The sequence below is a fragment of the Herminiimonas contaminans genome (assembly GCF_015645465.1).
In the GTDB taxonomy this organism is placed as follows: Bacteria; Pseudomonadota; Gammaproteobacteria; order Burkholderiales; family Burkholderiaceae_D; genus Oxalicibacterium; species Oxalicibacterium contaminans.
Genome location: NZ_JADOEL010000013.1, coordinates 57,346 through 70,672, shown reverse-complemented (window position 1 = coordinate 70,672; position 13,327 = coordinate 57,346). Strand labels below are relative to the sequence as shown.

The following is a 13,327-nucleotide window of genomic DNA, read 5'->3' as shown; positions in this document are numbered from 1 at the left end:
CGTTATTGCCAGATAGCGCGGCTATGCAGTCGCTTTTTCAATATTACAAATGGTGGTCTTGGTTTCCTGCATCATGGTCACCGAGTCATAACCATAGGTGGTCGCCGTATTCACCGCTTCACCACGCACGATAGGATGCGCTCCTTCCGGATAGGAATCGAGCATGTCCTTGCCCTGCCACCAGCCGGAGAAGTGGAACGGAATAAAGGCTGTGTCTTCTGCCACCCGCACCGTCACCAAAGCCTTGACCTTGATGCGCGCACCAGTCGGTGTGGAGACAATGACATACTCGTTATTGCGTATGCCCCTGGCCTCCGCTGCCTTAGGATTGATCTCGACGAAGTTCTCTTGCTGCAGCTCGGCCAGCCAAGGATTCGAACGGGTTTCTTCACCACCACCCTCGTACTCAACCAGACGTCCCGAAGTGAGGATGATCGGGAATTTCTCGTACAGCTTGGCCTCGACGTTTTTGTCCTGCAGCGTTTTGTACAGGGTCGGCATGCGCCAGAATGCTTTCTTGTCGTCATGCGTCGGATACTTCGCAACCAGATCAGGACGTGTGCCATAGATAGGTTCGCGATGCAGAGGCACCGGATCCGGGAAGTTCCAGACCACGGCACGCGCCTTGGCGTTACCCCATGGATGCACGCCGTGCACTTTCATCGTGACACGCTGGATACCGCCGGACAGATCGGTTTTCCAGTTCTTGCCTTCCGCCGCTTTTTTCTCTGCTTCGGTCAGATCGTCCCACCAGCCGAGTTTCTTCAGCAGAATGTGATCGAACTCCGGATAGCCCGTCGTAATGTCAGCACCCAGCGAATGCGAACCGTCTTCCGCCAGCAGGCTGACGCCGTCACGCTCGACGCCGAAGTTGGCACGGAAGTTACCGCCGCCATCCATCATTGCCTTCGAGGTGTCGTACAGGTTCGGCGAACCCGGATGTTTGAGCTCCGGTGTGCCGTAGCATGGCCATGGCAAGCCGAAATAATCGCCCGACATGTCGTAGCCGGTCGCCGCATCCTTGCCTGATTTGCAGCGCAAGGTCTTCACATCAAACAGATGCATATTGCGCATGTGCGCTTTCAGGCGCGTCGGTGATTGACCGGTGTAGCCGATGGTCCAGGTGCCGCGATTGATTTCTTCCAGCATGGCTTCCGGTTCCGGCTCCATCATGCCGCCCTTGCCAGGTACCAGTTTGATCTTGGCGACCAGCTCTTTGCCGAAGCCGAGTTTTTCCGCCAGCTGATACATGATCATGTGATCGGTACGCGATTCAAACAGCGGCTCGATCACTTTTTCGCGCCACTGGATAGAACGGTTGGATGCAGTCACCGAACCTGATGTTTCAAACTGCGTCGCCGCGGGCAGCAGGTACACAGCACGATTCGGATTCAATTCCTGGCCATCGACTTTCATCGCCGCCATTGCAGCGGTCGCCGACGGATAAGGATCGATCACGACCAGCAGGTCGAGTTTGTCGAATGCCTTTTTCATGTCCAGGCCACGCGTTTGCGAGTTAGGAGCATGGCCCCAGAACAGCATTGCTTTCACGCTATTGTCCTGATCCAGGTTCTCACTCTTTTCGAGTACGGCATCGACCCAGCGCGATACGGTGGTGCCGGATTTTTCCATCATCTCTTGCGAGACGTATTGTTTCTTGACCCATTCGTAATCGACGCCCCACACTGCACACCAGTGCTTCCACGAGCCGGTTGCCAGGCCGTAGTAGCCCGGCAGCGAATCAGGATTAGGACCGACGTCGGTCGCGCCTTGCACGTTATCGTGGCCGCGGAAGATGTTGGTGCCGCCGCCGGATTTGCCGACGTTGCCCAAAGCCAGTTGCAGGATGCAGGAGGCGCGCACCATCGCATTACCGATACTGTGCTGGGTCTGCCCCATACACCAGACGATGGTCGAAGGACGATTCATGGCCATGGTTTCAGCGGCTTTATACACTTCCGCTTCAGGTACGCCGCAAGCCTCTTCGACTTTTTCCGGCGTCCATTTCATGACTTCTTCCCTGGCCTTGTCCATACCGTAGACGCGGTCATTGATGTACTTCTTGTCTTCCCAGCCGTTTTTGAAGATGTGATACAGCACGCCCCACAGGAATGGGATGTCGGAGCCGGAACGGATACGGATGTATTGGTCTGCTTTGGCCGCAGTACGTGTGTAGCGCGGATCGACGACGATCATCTTGGTACCGGTTTCTTTCGCATGCAGCATGTGCAGCATGGATACCGGATGCGCTTCGGCAGCGTTGGAACCGATGTATAACGCAGCCTTGGAGTTCTGCATGTCGTTATAGCTGTTCGTCATCGCGCCATAACCCCAGGTGTTGGCAACGCCAGCAACCGTGGTCGAGTGACAGATACGCGCCTGGTGATCGGTATTATTGGTGCCGAAGAAGGAAACGAATTTGCGCATCAGCGCAGCCTGTTCGTTGTTGTGCTTGGACGAGCCTACGAAGTAAACCGAATCCGGGCCGCTGGCTTTGCGGATCTCCAGCATCTTGGCCGAGATTTCATTCAATGCCTGGTCCCAGCTCATGCGCTGGTACTTGCCGTTGACCAGCTTCATCGGATACTTCAAACGGTATTCACCGTGGCCATGTTCACGCAGCGCCGCACCTTTCGCGCAGTGCGCGCCGAGGTTGATAGGCGAATCGAACACTGGCTCCTGGCGCACCCACACACCGTTTTCCACGATCGCATCGGAGGCACAGCCCACCGAGCAATGGGTACAAACAGTGCGTTTGACTTCTATCTTCTTGCCATCGCCACCTTTGGCACCATCAGCCGCCTTGGCTTTCTGGATCAGGCCCAGTTGCGCGGCAGCGATACCTGCGCCGATACCGATACCCGAACGTTTGAGGAAACCACGTCTATCCATGGTCGGCAGCGCACGCGACAAACTGTCGGCCAGGCTGGATGAGAAACGTGCAGACGAACGCTCTACAGCGTTGCTTTTGCGAGTTAACAGCATGTTGTCACCCCGTATTTAAATTGTGGTGCTGCGGTAGTATTTTTTGACGTGTTCAGTCAGCCGATAGCTCTTGCCATCAGGATCTTGTGTAGTAAATACATTGGAAACTGCAGTGGTGACTGACTCGGGAGCCAATTTGGCGGCAACGCCACCAGCGGCCACCACACCTATACCTGCGAGGAAATTACGGCGGGGAGTTTTGGACTGCTCAGACATGATCGTCTCCTGTAAATTGAGTCAGGACGTAATATGCTTTTTAATTCCTATAACAACTGAATAAGAACTTAGCATACATTTTGGCAACTTGCATCCATAAAACAATGGAAATGGAAATTAAATTTCCGTTAAAGCCTGTTATTCAGAATCTTTACGCGCGTCAATCCAGGCTCATATCAAAAGCCTGCATTTCCACTTCAAAGAATTGCCGCGCCAGACGCGCTACTGGCTTATAAAAGCGCGCATTAGGGCTAGCCTCTATTGCATTGCAACATTCAACAACCCAGGCTTGCATGTGGTCGCTGAAAAATTTCTTTTGCGTGATCAGGTTGGCATTCACCACGTCATCGGATGCAATCAGATAGCGCATGACTTCGCACAAGGTCGCCAGATGATCTTCGCTTTCGACCACATCATCCGAGCGCTGCAAACCCAGTTGCATCAGATCGGTACGCAGCTCCGCCAGCGGTTTTTCCATTAAGAAGCCGGACAGGTAGTAGGAGCCATACAGCATCACTTCTGGCTTGCCGACGCCGATAAACAGTTGTTCGTACTCTTCACGCACTGCTTCCTGCTGCGCGCTTTTGCAGACTGCAACCAGCTCAGCCCATGTCAGCTCCAGCCCGCTATCGCCCTGCACTGGCGCGGCAGCTATCGTATCCAGCAAAGTCTGCGATGGCGGCGCATACAAGAGCGTCGCCAGCAAGCCGTAGATATCGGCACGCGCGGTTTCTTCGCCCTGATCCTGGGATTCGAATTTGATAGCCTGGGCAGTCGTCATGGCATTCCTGGGTAAATGAATTGTTCAAAAGAATGACGGGTCATCGCACTCACCGTCTCTTCAAATCGGTGATGACCGCTTCGTGCTTGTTCGCCATCATGTCAACCACACGGCAATCAGGACACATCTTGAGTCGGTCTACGTTGCCTGCAAACGCGCCGTGCAAAGACAGCTTGCTGACCATGTTTTCTATCATCTGCGCCGTACCAAAAGGCTTGTTGCAACTGATGCAGTGGAAAGGTTGCGCCTCATTCAATACGACCGGCTGCTTCACCGCCTCCGTCAACGACAGGCGCGGCGTCAGGCTGATCGCATTTTCCGGACAGGTTTTTTCACACAGGCCGCATTGCACGCAATTCTTTTCTATGAAGCGCAGCTGCGGCAGATTGGCGTTATCGGTCAGCGCAGATTCCGGACAAGCACCGACACAAGACATGCACAAAGTGCAGCTTTGCTTATTGACGGTCACCAGACCAAAAGGTGCACCAGCTGGCAGAGCGATTTGCTCAACCTGCTGCGGCGCATGTTTTTTCAGATGATCGATCGCCAGTTCCAGCGCGCTGCGCTTATCCGCAGCGATATTGAACAAGGCACGCTGTTGTGGCACTTGTGCCGCCTGCATGGTGGACAGGCCGGTATCCAGCTGCGCTGGCGTATGCGCCTGTATCAGCGACAGGTGCACACCGGTATAACCGAGACCGCTCAATATGGTTTGCGCGATGTCTATCTGCGCATTCAATGCCGCGACGTATTGCGGTGCATCCTGCTGCGTCACAAGGATGGAGATATGAGTAGTGCCGTAAGCAACCGCCGTCAGCCAGAAATCGATGCCGACTGAAGCGATGTGATGCAGCTCGAGCGGAATCACATTGGCCGGCAAACCCTTGAGCTTGCCATTCGCTTTGGCGAGACGCCCCAACTGATTAACCAGCCCGGCGCCCTGCTCTTGGTTATGGATCAGCAATGCAGGTTGCGTACCACCGGCCTTGACATACGTCGTCAGCATAGTCTTCAGCCTGGTGCCGGTGTCGGCAATGCGCGGATAGGCATACGCCAGCGCCCCGGATGGACATACCGTTGTACACGCTCCGCAACCAACACACAGATTAGGCGTGACCTTAATCTGGTCGCCGTTATGGCTGACCGCTTCCGCCGAGCACACATCGATACACGCAGTACAGCCGACCTTACCGTTACGACCATGCGCACATAATTTCTCTTTGTAGAGGAAGAATTTAGGCTTGCTGAATTCACCGACCATTTGCGTGATGCGCAAGGAATCCGTCATCTGCTGTTGCGTGTCGCTACCCGGCGCGAAATAACCTTGCGGTGGCTGATGCAGGGTCAGGACCGGCGTGTCCGACAGATCAAAAATCAAATCAAATTCCGCACTGCGTTGCGCCGCGCTACGCGAGAAATCTATCGCGCCTATGGTGCCGCAAGCCTTGACGCAATCGCGATGTGATTTGCATTTGCTCAGATCGATTTGGTAAGTCAGGTCGATCGCGTTTTCCGGACAGACATCGACGCAGGCATTGCAGCGGGTGCACGCTTCCAGGTCGATAGGATTGGCCTGCTGCCATTGCACCGTGAATGCACCGAGCCAGCCATTGATCGCAATACGATTGCCGGAGAAAACCGGGAAGCTATGCTCTTGCAGCATTTCCCCCGTCTCGCTGGCGGTCAACAATACGCTGACATCCAGTTGCTCACCCAGGCGCGTCGCCCATGGCAAGACGCGATCTGCCGGGCCGATCAGCAATGCGTGACCGCCGGATTGATAGTCCACGGTCGGAACCGGGTCAGGATCTGGCAACGCTGCAGCGGCCAGCAAGGCCGCCATTTTAGGCACAGAATTTTTAGCTTGTGCGCCCCAGCCGCCAGTCTCGCGGATGTTGACGAATCGTAGTGGTGCGACGGAATTTTTTTGCTGCGCGATTTCACCAAACAGACTGCGTTCCTGGGTACAGGCAACCACGACATCATCAACGCCGTCGAGTGCCTGCATATAAGAGGTCACTTCACGCCTGCATAACTCGCTATGCATGGTCAACGGCGCATCGGCACCGAGTGCTTGCGCCATCTGCGCACCCGCCTGTGCATCCAGCGGCATCGTGCGATTGCAGTTACATACTTTGAATTCTGTGGTCATTGGCTGGCTTCTATGCTGGCTGGGACTACGATTTAAGTTTCATCAACGTGCGAAGACACGTTGGGCTCCCTGTTTGTATTTGTTGTCTTTATTTTTGTATCGCTGCTTTCAGCCGCCTCTTCGGACGACTGGTCTTGCACTTCTTCATCTGCTGCGTTCTGAACATCTGTCTGTTCGATGGCTTCGGCAACGGGCTGCTCAGTTTCAGCCTTGGCCTCATCCTGCGGCATATCCAGTAACTTCATCAACGGCGACTTCAATTGCGCCAATGGATCCATCAAACCCTTTGCGTGACTCAGACCCGCGATAAAGGCTGGCGTCATCGGCTCAAATTTATTGAAGTCTTCGATGTAGACATCCAGCCCATCCATGATGTTGAAATGCGGATCGGTGAATAGTTTCTTCATGGCTGAACGCTTGACCGATTCGTCTACGCCCTGCGCCATGAAGCCAGAGTAATCCGAGTCGTGCGTGAGCTTGGCGACGTCATCCATGGTCGGCAGCGTTTGCGGTTCCTGTGCGGCATCTGGCGACGCTGCGCTCTCCGGCACAAGCGCGCCAGCATCGGTATCCGGCAAGCTTTCGCTCGCCTTGGCGGACTCGGCGTTCTTCTTCGCCCAACGCGCAAAAAATTCTTCAGCGGCCATTTGCGTCACCTTCCGCACGCGCCATCTTGTCTACGCCCTCACCACCCTCAAACGAAGGTTTTTTGTGTTTGCGTTTCGGTTCTGGATGGTAATACTCGCCGGTAAAACTCGTCAGGAGCTCTATCACTTCCGGCGACGCGGGCAGCGTATCGACACGCTCGCCACCATCCATCAGGCGTGCTGCTTCATTATAGGAAAGCGTTACCGACTTCGGAACCGCCAGTTCAACGCCATCGCATTCTTCGATGCGCCACATGATGAACCAGCAAGGCGCAGGCGCACTGATGTTCAGGAAGTAACCTTCAGCTTCGCTACTGGAGAGATTGACCTGTATGCCGCTGAACAACCAGCGCATATCGTCGGGATCATTGCGCAGGCAGCTTGGGCCGTGGTCGTGGGAAACAATAGCGCCGACAATTTCAATGGGTAGCCATTGAAACGGTTGCCAGCGATTGGCAAGTGGTGTGCGTTGCATGATGACACCAACGCTGATTGCTTCAGTCTCCATGTTTCCTCATGACGGCAAGCTTGCCTGTTCGGATAGGGGCACACGGTATATTGTGCGCCGAAATTGCAAACCGGATCAGAACTGCTATCGCGGATTGGAACGATGAGTAAACTTGTGTGGACACCTAGAACTCATTTCATAAATATCCGTGAGATGCGTTCTTAGCAAAAGCGGTGCTGGCAAGGCGTGCGACGCGTCGCATAGCGGGCTATGCGCAAGGAGCACAACGCGGCCAGCGCCGCTTTTGGTAAGAACCCGGAGGGAACGGGCTATTTGGGCGTATTGCTGCGTTGCGCCGCTTGCCAAGGGACCACCCTTGGCGGCGCGACACGCCTTGCACTACCTCCCAAATAGCCGCGTTCGCACTCGCGGATATTTGTGAAATGAGTTCTAAGTATCCACACCAGAGAAAATAACTTCGAAGCAACCATACCTGCAAACTATGCAGGTATCAAGTGAAGCGGAGAGAAAAATTAATCGTTTTTGACGACGATCGTTGGGAACTTGGACGACATATCCTTCGCTTTTTCTGCCACCTTGATCGCGATTTTTCGTGCGATCTGTTTGTAGATAACAGCGATAGGACCATCCGGATCTGCGACCACGGTCGGCTTGCCGGAATCGGCCTGCTGACGTATCGACATCGTCAATGGCAAGGCGCCGAGGAAATCAACACCGTATTCGCCGCACATTTTTTCACCACCGCCCTCACCGAAGATCGCTTCAGCGTGGCCGCAGTTCGAGCAGATATGTGTGCTCATGTTTTCGACGATACCCAGAATCGGAATACCGACTTTTTCAAACATCTTCAAACCCTTGCGCGCATCCAGCAAGGCGATGTCTTGCGGTGTGGTCACGATGACGGCGCCGGTAACCGGTACTTTTTGCGACATGGTCAGCTGGATGTCACCGGTACCTGGCGGCATATCAACGATGAGGTAATCCAGGTCGCGCCAGTTGGTTTGTTCCAGCAATTGCGACAAGGCTTGCGTCACGATAGGACCGCGCCAGACCATAGGTTCGTCCGGATCGATCATGAAACCGATACTCGACACCTGCAAACCGTAGTTCTCCATCGGCTCCATGGTTTTGCCGTCCATGGTTTCAGGGCGGCCGGAGATGCCCATCATCATCGGTTGCGATGGGCCATAAATATCTGCATCGAGAATACCGACCTGCGCACCTTCGGCGGCCAGCGCCAGCGCCAGGTTGACGGAAGTGGTGGATTTGCCGACGCCGCCCTTGCCGGACGCGACAGCAATGATGTTTTTGACATTGGCCATCAGCTTCACACCGCGTTGTGCGGAGTGGGCGACGATTTTCGAGTGCACATTGGCAGTGACCGCGCCTATGCCTTCGATGGTGCGCACCGCAGCAATCGCTGATTTGCGGATGCCATCGATCTGGCTTTTTGCCGGATAACCCAATTCCACGTCAAAAATGACGTTATCGCCATTGATCTGGATATTTTTTGCGGAACGGCTGCTGACCAGATCCTTGCCCGTATTCGGGTCGATAACACCGGTCAACGCTGCTTTTACTGCATCTATCGTAATACTCATTGGTTCTCCTGAATTTTATAGCGCAAGTCTAAACTAATTGCCCGTCCTACGCTGCGGACTTGCCGCCCGGCATGGTCATATTTTCACTTCCCGCCTTGAGAAAAGCCGATTCCGCCGCCAAATAATGCGATATGAAGCAGTAAGTACAGTCGATACCGATTCGACACGCCCTAGCTGTACGACTTACAATGGCGTACTTAGAAGACTTTCCCCATGACTGAAAAAATCATTCCGCTCGCAGACCTCCGCTATCAGAACAAGATACCGGTCATACCTGCACGCCTTGAAGCACCGACGGGCTTGCTGGCGGATACCCGTGCGCGTCCATTGCAGGACTTGCGCATCTCGATCACGGATCGCTGCAATTTCCGTTGCGTTTATTGCATGCCCAAGGAAGTCTTCGACAAGGATTACGCCTTCCTGCCGCAAAGCTCTTTGCTTTCGTTTGAAGAAATCACCCGCATCACCTCCCTGTTCGTCGCCCATGGCGTGGAGAAAATTCGCCTGACCGGTGGCGAACCGCTGCTGCGCAAGAATGTGGAAAAACTGATCGCCATGCTAAGCGCACTGCGCACACCGGATGGCCGTGAACTCGACCTGACGCTGACCACCAACGGTTCGCTGCTGGCACGCAAGGCACAGGCATTGAAAGATGCCGGACTCAAACGTGTGACGGTTTCGCTGGATGCGCTGGACGATAAAGTCTTCAAGCAAATGAATGATGTCGACTTCGCCGTCTCCGATGTGCTGGAAGGCATAGAAGCAGCACATCGCGTCGGCCTCGGCCCAATCAAGGTCAATATGGTCGTCAAAGGCGGCATGAACGATCAGGAAATCGTACCGATGGCACGCCACTTCAAAGGCAGCCCGTACATCCTGCGCTTCATCGAATACATGGACGTCGGCGCTTCCAATGGCTGGAAGATGGATGAAGTCATCCCTTCGTCGGAAGTGATACGTCGCATCAGTGCCGAAATGCCGCTCGAAGCAATTGCGCCCAACTACGTCAGCGAAACCGCAGGACGCTGGCGCTATGTTGATGGCGGCGGCGAGATCGGTGCCATCTCCAGTGTCACGCAAGCCTTCTGCAGCGATTGCAGCCGTGCACGCCTGTCAACTGAAGGCAAGCTCTACACCTGCCTGTTCGCCACCGGCGGTCACGACCTGCGTGCGCTGATGCGCGGCGGCAATACCGATGAAGAAATCTCCACCGCGATCGCGCACATCTGGCGCGCGCGTACTGATCGCTATTCCGAATTGCGTACTGCCAATACCGATGGCTTGCAATCCGAGCGCAAGGTAGAGATGTCTTACATCGGCGGCTAAGTCAGCCAGCTTCAGCACACCCCACACAACTGATATCGGATCAAGACAAGAAAATGGATAGCAGTCAAATTACCGGACTCATACTGGCAGGCGGACGCGGTACCCGCATGGGCACCGTCGACAAAGGTTTGCAGCTGTTCCGTGATGCACCCATGGCCCTGCATGTGCTGATGCGCCTGTCACCACAGGTCGGCTACATCATGATCAATGCCAATCAAAACATCGCGCCCTACGAAGCGTTCGGCGTACCCGTCTGGCAGGATGAAATGCAAGGTTTTGCCGGGCCACTGGCTGGCTTGCAAACCGGACTGATCCATTGCGAAACCGATTATCTGGTCACTTCGCCGTGCGACTCCCCTTTCCTGCCCAAGGATCTGGTCGAGCGACTGGCGGATGGCCTGAAACAAAACAATGCGGACATTGCAGTAGCCGTCACTGGCGAGGGCGACACCAAGCAGGCGCATCCGGTCTTCTGCCTGGTCAAGGCATCGCTGCTACCGCACCTGACGCTGTACCTGCAGGAAGGCGGTCGCAAATTCGACAAATGGTATTCGTCGCTGGCGGTGGCCGAAGTCCACTTCGATGATGAAGATGCCTTCCGCAATATCAATACGCTCGACGACTTGCGTAAATACGAGACCACCGCATAATGAATCTGCGCTATTCACACATCCTGCGCGATGCCGCACTTAATGATCTAGACGAACTCATGCCGAACGACACTCCAGCAGAATCCGAAACCACGCGTACGACACTGTCGAATGTCATCAGTTGCCTGTCGGATTACGATCCCGATGCCTTGCCGGTACCGGATGCACAAACCATCATTCGCCAGTTCATCCAGCCTATCAATGCGGTAGAAAAAGTCGCGATACGCAGCGCGCTCGACCGCGTGCTGGCAGCAGATATCGTCTCCCCTATCAACGTACCTTCGCATGACAACTCGGCGATGGATGGCTATGCCTTCCGTGGCAGCGACCTGCAGAAGGAACAGGACCTGCCGCTCAAGATAGTCGGCACCGCCTATGCCGGTCGCGCCTATGAAGGCAGCGTCGCCAGCGGTGAATGCGTACGCATCATGACCGGCGCCGTGATGCCGCTTGAATGCGATACCGTCATCCCGCAGGAATTTACGCGTGACGAAAGTGAACAAGGCGTGACCATACCCGCAGGTGTGGTACGTACTGGTGACAACCGTCGCCTCAAAGGTGAAGACCTCGCCATCGGCACACCTGCCCTGCAAAAAGGCCGCATCCTGCGCCCGGCTGACCTCGGCTTGCTGGCTTCACTCGGCATCGGCGAAGTCCCGGTACAACGTCGCTTGCGCGTAGCCTTCTTCTCGACCGGTGATGAATTGCGCTCCATCGGCGAAACACTGGACGAAGGCTGTGTCTACGACAGCAATCGCTACACCTTGCACGGCATGCTGACCCGCCTCGGCTGCGACATCGTCGACATGGGCGTGATCAAGGATGATCCGGCTGCACTCGAAGCTGCCTTCCGTACCGCATGCGAAAACGCCGATGCCATCATCACCTCGGGCGGTGTCTCGGTCGGTGCCGCTGATTACACCAAACAAATGATGGCCGAGCTGGGCGATGTCACCTTCTGGAAAATAGGTATGCGTCCGGGGCGCCCGATGGCTTTCGGCAAGATCCAGTCGCACGGCAAGGAAGCTTATCTGTTCGGCCTGCCGGGCAATCCGGTTGCCGTCATGGTGACCTTCTACTTCCTGGCACGTCAGGCCTTGTTGCACATGGCAGGCGCATCGGCAGTGGAAGCACCGCCTATGTTGCGCGTGGTATCCAAGGCAGCGATCCGCAAACGTCCGGGCCGTACTGAATATCAGCGCGGCATCCTCAGCCTCAATAGCGACGGCATACAGGAAGTGCGTATCACCGGCTCGCAAGGCTCGGGCGTTTTGCGCTCGATGTCGGAAGCCAACTGCATGGTGGTACTGGAACATGATCGTGCCGAAGTCAAAGCGGGTGACCTGGTCAATGTCATCCTGTTTGAAGGCTTGATTTAATCTCTTCCGCCCCGCGTATCTCTGCGCGGGGCACTAAATATTTCCACATGGAAATGTTTATCGCAGTATTTCCCTATATTCATCAAAACGAATGTAAACATGTGTCATTTTGCTTACAAGAAATGATGCAAATGGGAACATTTCGTCTATCCTGTCTTGCATATAAGTAATCACTTTGCGCGTTCGCCTTAATAAAAAACAAAAGCGAGAACCAAAAGCCGCGCAGCTTAGCCAGGTCAGGAAGGGGGAGTCGTGGATAAATCATCTGGAACATCTGCTTCGACGACTGAACTCGCCCGTCCGGTTAACATCCCGCCGCGCCCGGCCCTGCTGATCGCCGTGCAGCACGAGATGAACAAGGAAGAACCGCATCTCAAAAAAATCTCGCGCCTGATCAATCGCGACGTTGCCATCTCCGGCAATCTGCTGGCGATCGCGAACTCGGCCATGTTCAATCTGGGACGTCATATAGAAACCGTCGAAGATGCGCTCACGCTGATCGGCCTGAACAACTGCAATGCATTGATGACCAGCCTGATGATGCGACGCACGCTATCGCACGGCAAGATGATGATGCCGCGCTTCTGGGATGTGTCAGAAAAGCGTTCCTGGGGCATGATGTATGTCGCCAAGCTGACCCGCGTCAGCACGCCGGAACTGGCGTATAACTTTGGCCTGTTTTCCGATATCGGCATACCGCTGATGATGGCTTCGTTTCCAAACTACGCCGAGACGCTGAATGCAGCCAACAAAATGGAAGCCAGTGGTTTCATCGAACTGGAAAACCAGTGCCATCGCATCAACCATGCGATCGTCGGCGGCATGCTGGCCGAGCACTGGAGTGTGGATCCCATCGTCGTACTCGCCATCAAGAAACACCATACGCACAGCATCCTCAACGACCTCAGCTTTTCAGAAAAGCTGAGGCAACTGATAGCCGTTTTTTATCTGGTGGATAAAGCGATACAGGAGCACCGCCATGCGAGCTCGGTCGAGTGGAAGGAAGGCGGCCATCAGGCGCGTGAAATCCTGAATTTATCGGACGAAGAAGTGGAACAGATTTGTGTCGACCTGAAGGCGCGTTTTTCCAGCCCCCTCATGTCCTGAAGTGATCACTGAGA

General features: G+C 54.8%; 11 protein-coding genes. 4 read left to right on the top strand and 7 right to left on the bottom strand.

All coding sequences use genetic code 11. The annotated features are described in order from the left end of the window. Positions 1-21: 21 nt before the first annotated feature. The 7 genes from IXC47_RS14725 to apbC all read right to left on the bottom strand — a co-directional run bounded on the left by IXC47_RS14725 (position 22) and on the right by apbC (position 8,851). Positions 22-2,985, bottom strand: coding sequence for a formate dehydrogenase subunit alpha (locus IXC47_RS14725; RefSeq protein WP_195876119.1), 2,964 nt, complete (start codon positions 2,983-2,985; stop codon positions 22-24). 15 nt (positions 2,986-3,000) lie between these two features. Continuing rightward, positions 3,001-3,201, bottom strand: coding sequence for a hypothetical protein (locus IXC47_RS14720; RefSeq protein WP_195876118.1), 201 nt, complete (start codon positions 3,199-3,201; stop codon positions 3,001-3,003). Between the two features lie 160 nt (positions 3,202-3,361). Next, positions 3,362-3,982, bottom strand: coding sequence for a TorD/DmsD family molecular chaperone (locus tag IXC47_RS14715; protein ID WP_195876117.1), 621 nt, complete (start codon positions 3,980-3,982; stop codon positions 3,362-3,364). 49 nt (positions 3,983-4,031) lie between these two features. Next, positions 4,032-6,134 (bottom strand): 4Fe-4S binding protein, encoded by a 2,103-nt coding sequence (locus IXC47_RS14710; protein ID WP_195876116.1) that lies wholly within the window; start codon positions 6,132-6,134, stop codon positions 4,032-4,034. A gap of 32 nt (positions 6,135-6,166) precedes the next feature. Continuing rightward, positions 6,167-6,781, bottom strand: a complete 615-nt coding sequence (locus IXC47_RS14705; protein ID WP_195876115.1) for a DUF3306 domain-containing protein — start codon at positions 6,779-6,781, stop codon at positions 6,167-6,169. After that, positions 6,771-7,289: a DUF3305 domain-containing protein gene (locus tag IXC47_RS14700; RefSeq protein WP_195876114.1), complete on the bottom strand. Its 519-nt coding sequence runs from the start codon at positions 7,287-7,289 to the stop codon at positions 6,771-6,773. Before IXC47_RS14700 ends, IXC47_RS14705 begins: the two co-directional genes overlap by 11 nt. A gap of 473 nt (positions 7,290-7,762) precedes the next feature. After that, complete coding sequence (gene apbC / locus IXC47_RS14695; RefSeq protein ID WP_175625773.1) at positions 7,763-8,851, bottom strand: iron-sulfur cluster carrier protein ApbC; 1,089 nt, start codon at positions 8,849-8,851, stop codon at positions 7,763-7,765. Between the two features lie 213 nt (positions 8,852-9,064). Here apbC and moaA point away from each other — a divergent pair, with 213 nt between their 5' ends. From moaA to IXC47_RS14675, 4 genes are all read left to right on the top strand, one after another. After that, positions 9,065-10,177 carry a GTP 3',8-cyclase MoaA gene (moaA, locus tag IXC47_RS14690; RefSeq protein ID WP_195876113.1) on the top strand — a complete coding sequence of 371 codons (1,113 nt, stop codon included), beginning with the start codon at positions 9,065-9,067 and terminating at the stop codon, positions 10,175-10,177. Between the two features lie 53 nt (positions 10,178-10,230). Then, positions 10,231-10,827, top strand: coding sequence for a molybdenum cofactor guanylyltransferase MobA (gene mobA, locus IXC47_RS14685; protein WP_195876112.1), 597 nt, complete (start codon positions 10,231-10,233; stop codon positions 10,825-10,827). 59 nt (positions 10,828-10,886) lie between these two features. Next, positions 10,887-12,206: a molybdopterin molybdotransferase MoeA gene (moeA, locus tag IXC47_RS14680; RefSeq protein WP_195876154.1), complete on the top strand. Its 1,320-nt coding sequence runs from the start codon at positions 10,887-10,889 to the stop codon at positions 12,204-12,206. Positions 12,207-12,458: 252 nt separating this feature from the next. Further along, positions 12,459-13,313, top strand: a complete 855-nt coding sequence (locus IXC47_RS14675; protein WP_195876111.1) for an HDOD domain-containing protein — start codon at positions 12,459-12,461, stop codon at positions 13,311-13,313. The last annotated feature ends 14 nt before the right edge of the window (positions 13,314-13,327 follow it).

What these genes read in the sequence shown, in the direction of transcription:
- moeA (WP_195876154.1), top strand. Translation starts at nt 10,887, where the DNA reads ATGCCGAACGACACTCCAGCAGAATCCGAAACCACGCGTACGACACTG.
- IXC47_RS14725 (WP_195876119.1), bottom strand. Translation starts at nt 2,985, where the DNA reads ATGCTGTTAACTCGCAAAAGCAACGCTGTAGAGCGTTCGTCTGCACGT.
- IXC47_RS14710 (WP_195876116.1), bottom strand. Translation starts at nt 6,134, where the DNA reads ATGACCACAGAATTCAAAGTATGTAACTGCAATCGCACGATGCCGCTG.
- IXC47_RS14705 (WP_195876115.1), bottom strand. Translation starts at nt 6,781, where the DNA reads ATGGCCGCTGAAGAATTTTTTGCGCGTTGGGCGAAGAAGAACGCCGAG.
- apbC (WP_175625773.1), bottom strand. Translation starts at nt 8,851, where the DNA reads ATGAGTATTACGATAGATGCAGTAAAAGCAGCGTTGACCGGTGTTATC.
- moaA (WP_195876113.1), top strand. Translation starts at nt 9,065, where the DNA reads ATGACTGAAAAAATCATTCCGCTCGCAGACCTCCGCTATCAGAACAAG.
- IXC47_RS14715 (WP_195876117.1), bottom strand. Translation starts at nt 3,982, where the DNA reads ATGACGACTGCCCAGGCTATCAAATTCGAATCCCAGGATCAGGGCGAA.
- IXC47_RS14720 (WP_195876118.1), bottom strand. Translation starts at nt 3,201, where the DNA reads ATGTCTGAGCAGTCCAAAACTCCCCGCCGTAATTTCCTCGCAGGTATA.
- mobA (WP_195876112.1), top strand. Translation starts at nt 10,231, where the DNA reads ATGGATAGCAGTCAAATTACCGGACTCATACTGGCAGGCGGACGCGGT.
- IXC47_RS14700 (WP_195876114.1), bottom strand. Translation starts at nt 7,289, where the DNA reads ATGGAGACTGAAGCAATCAGCGTTGGTGTCATCATGCAACGCACACCA.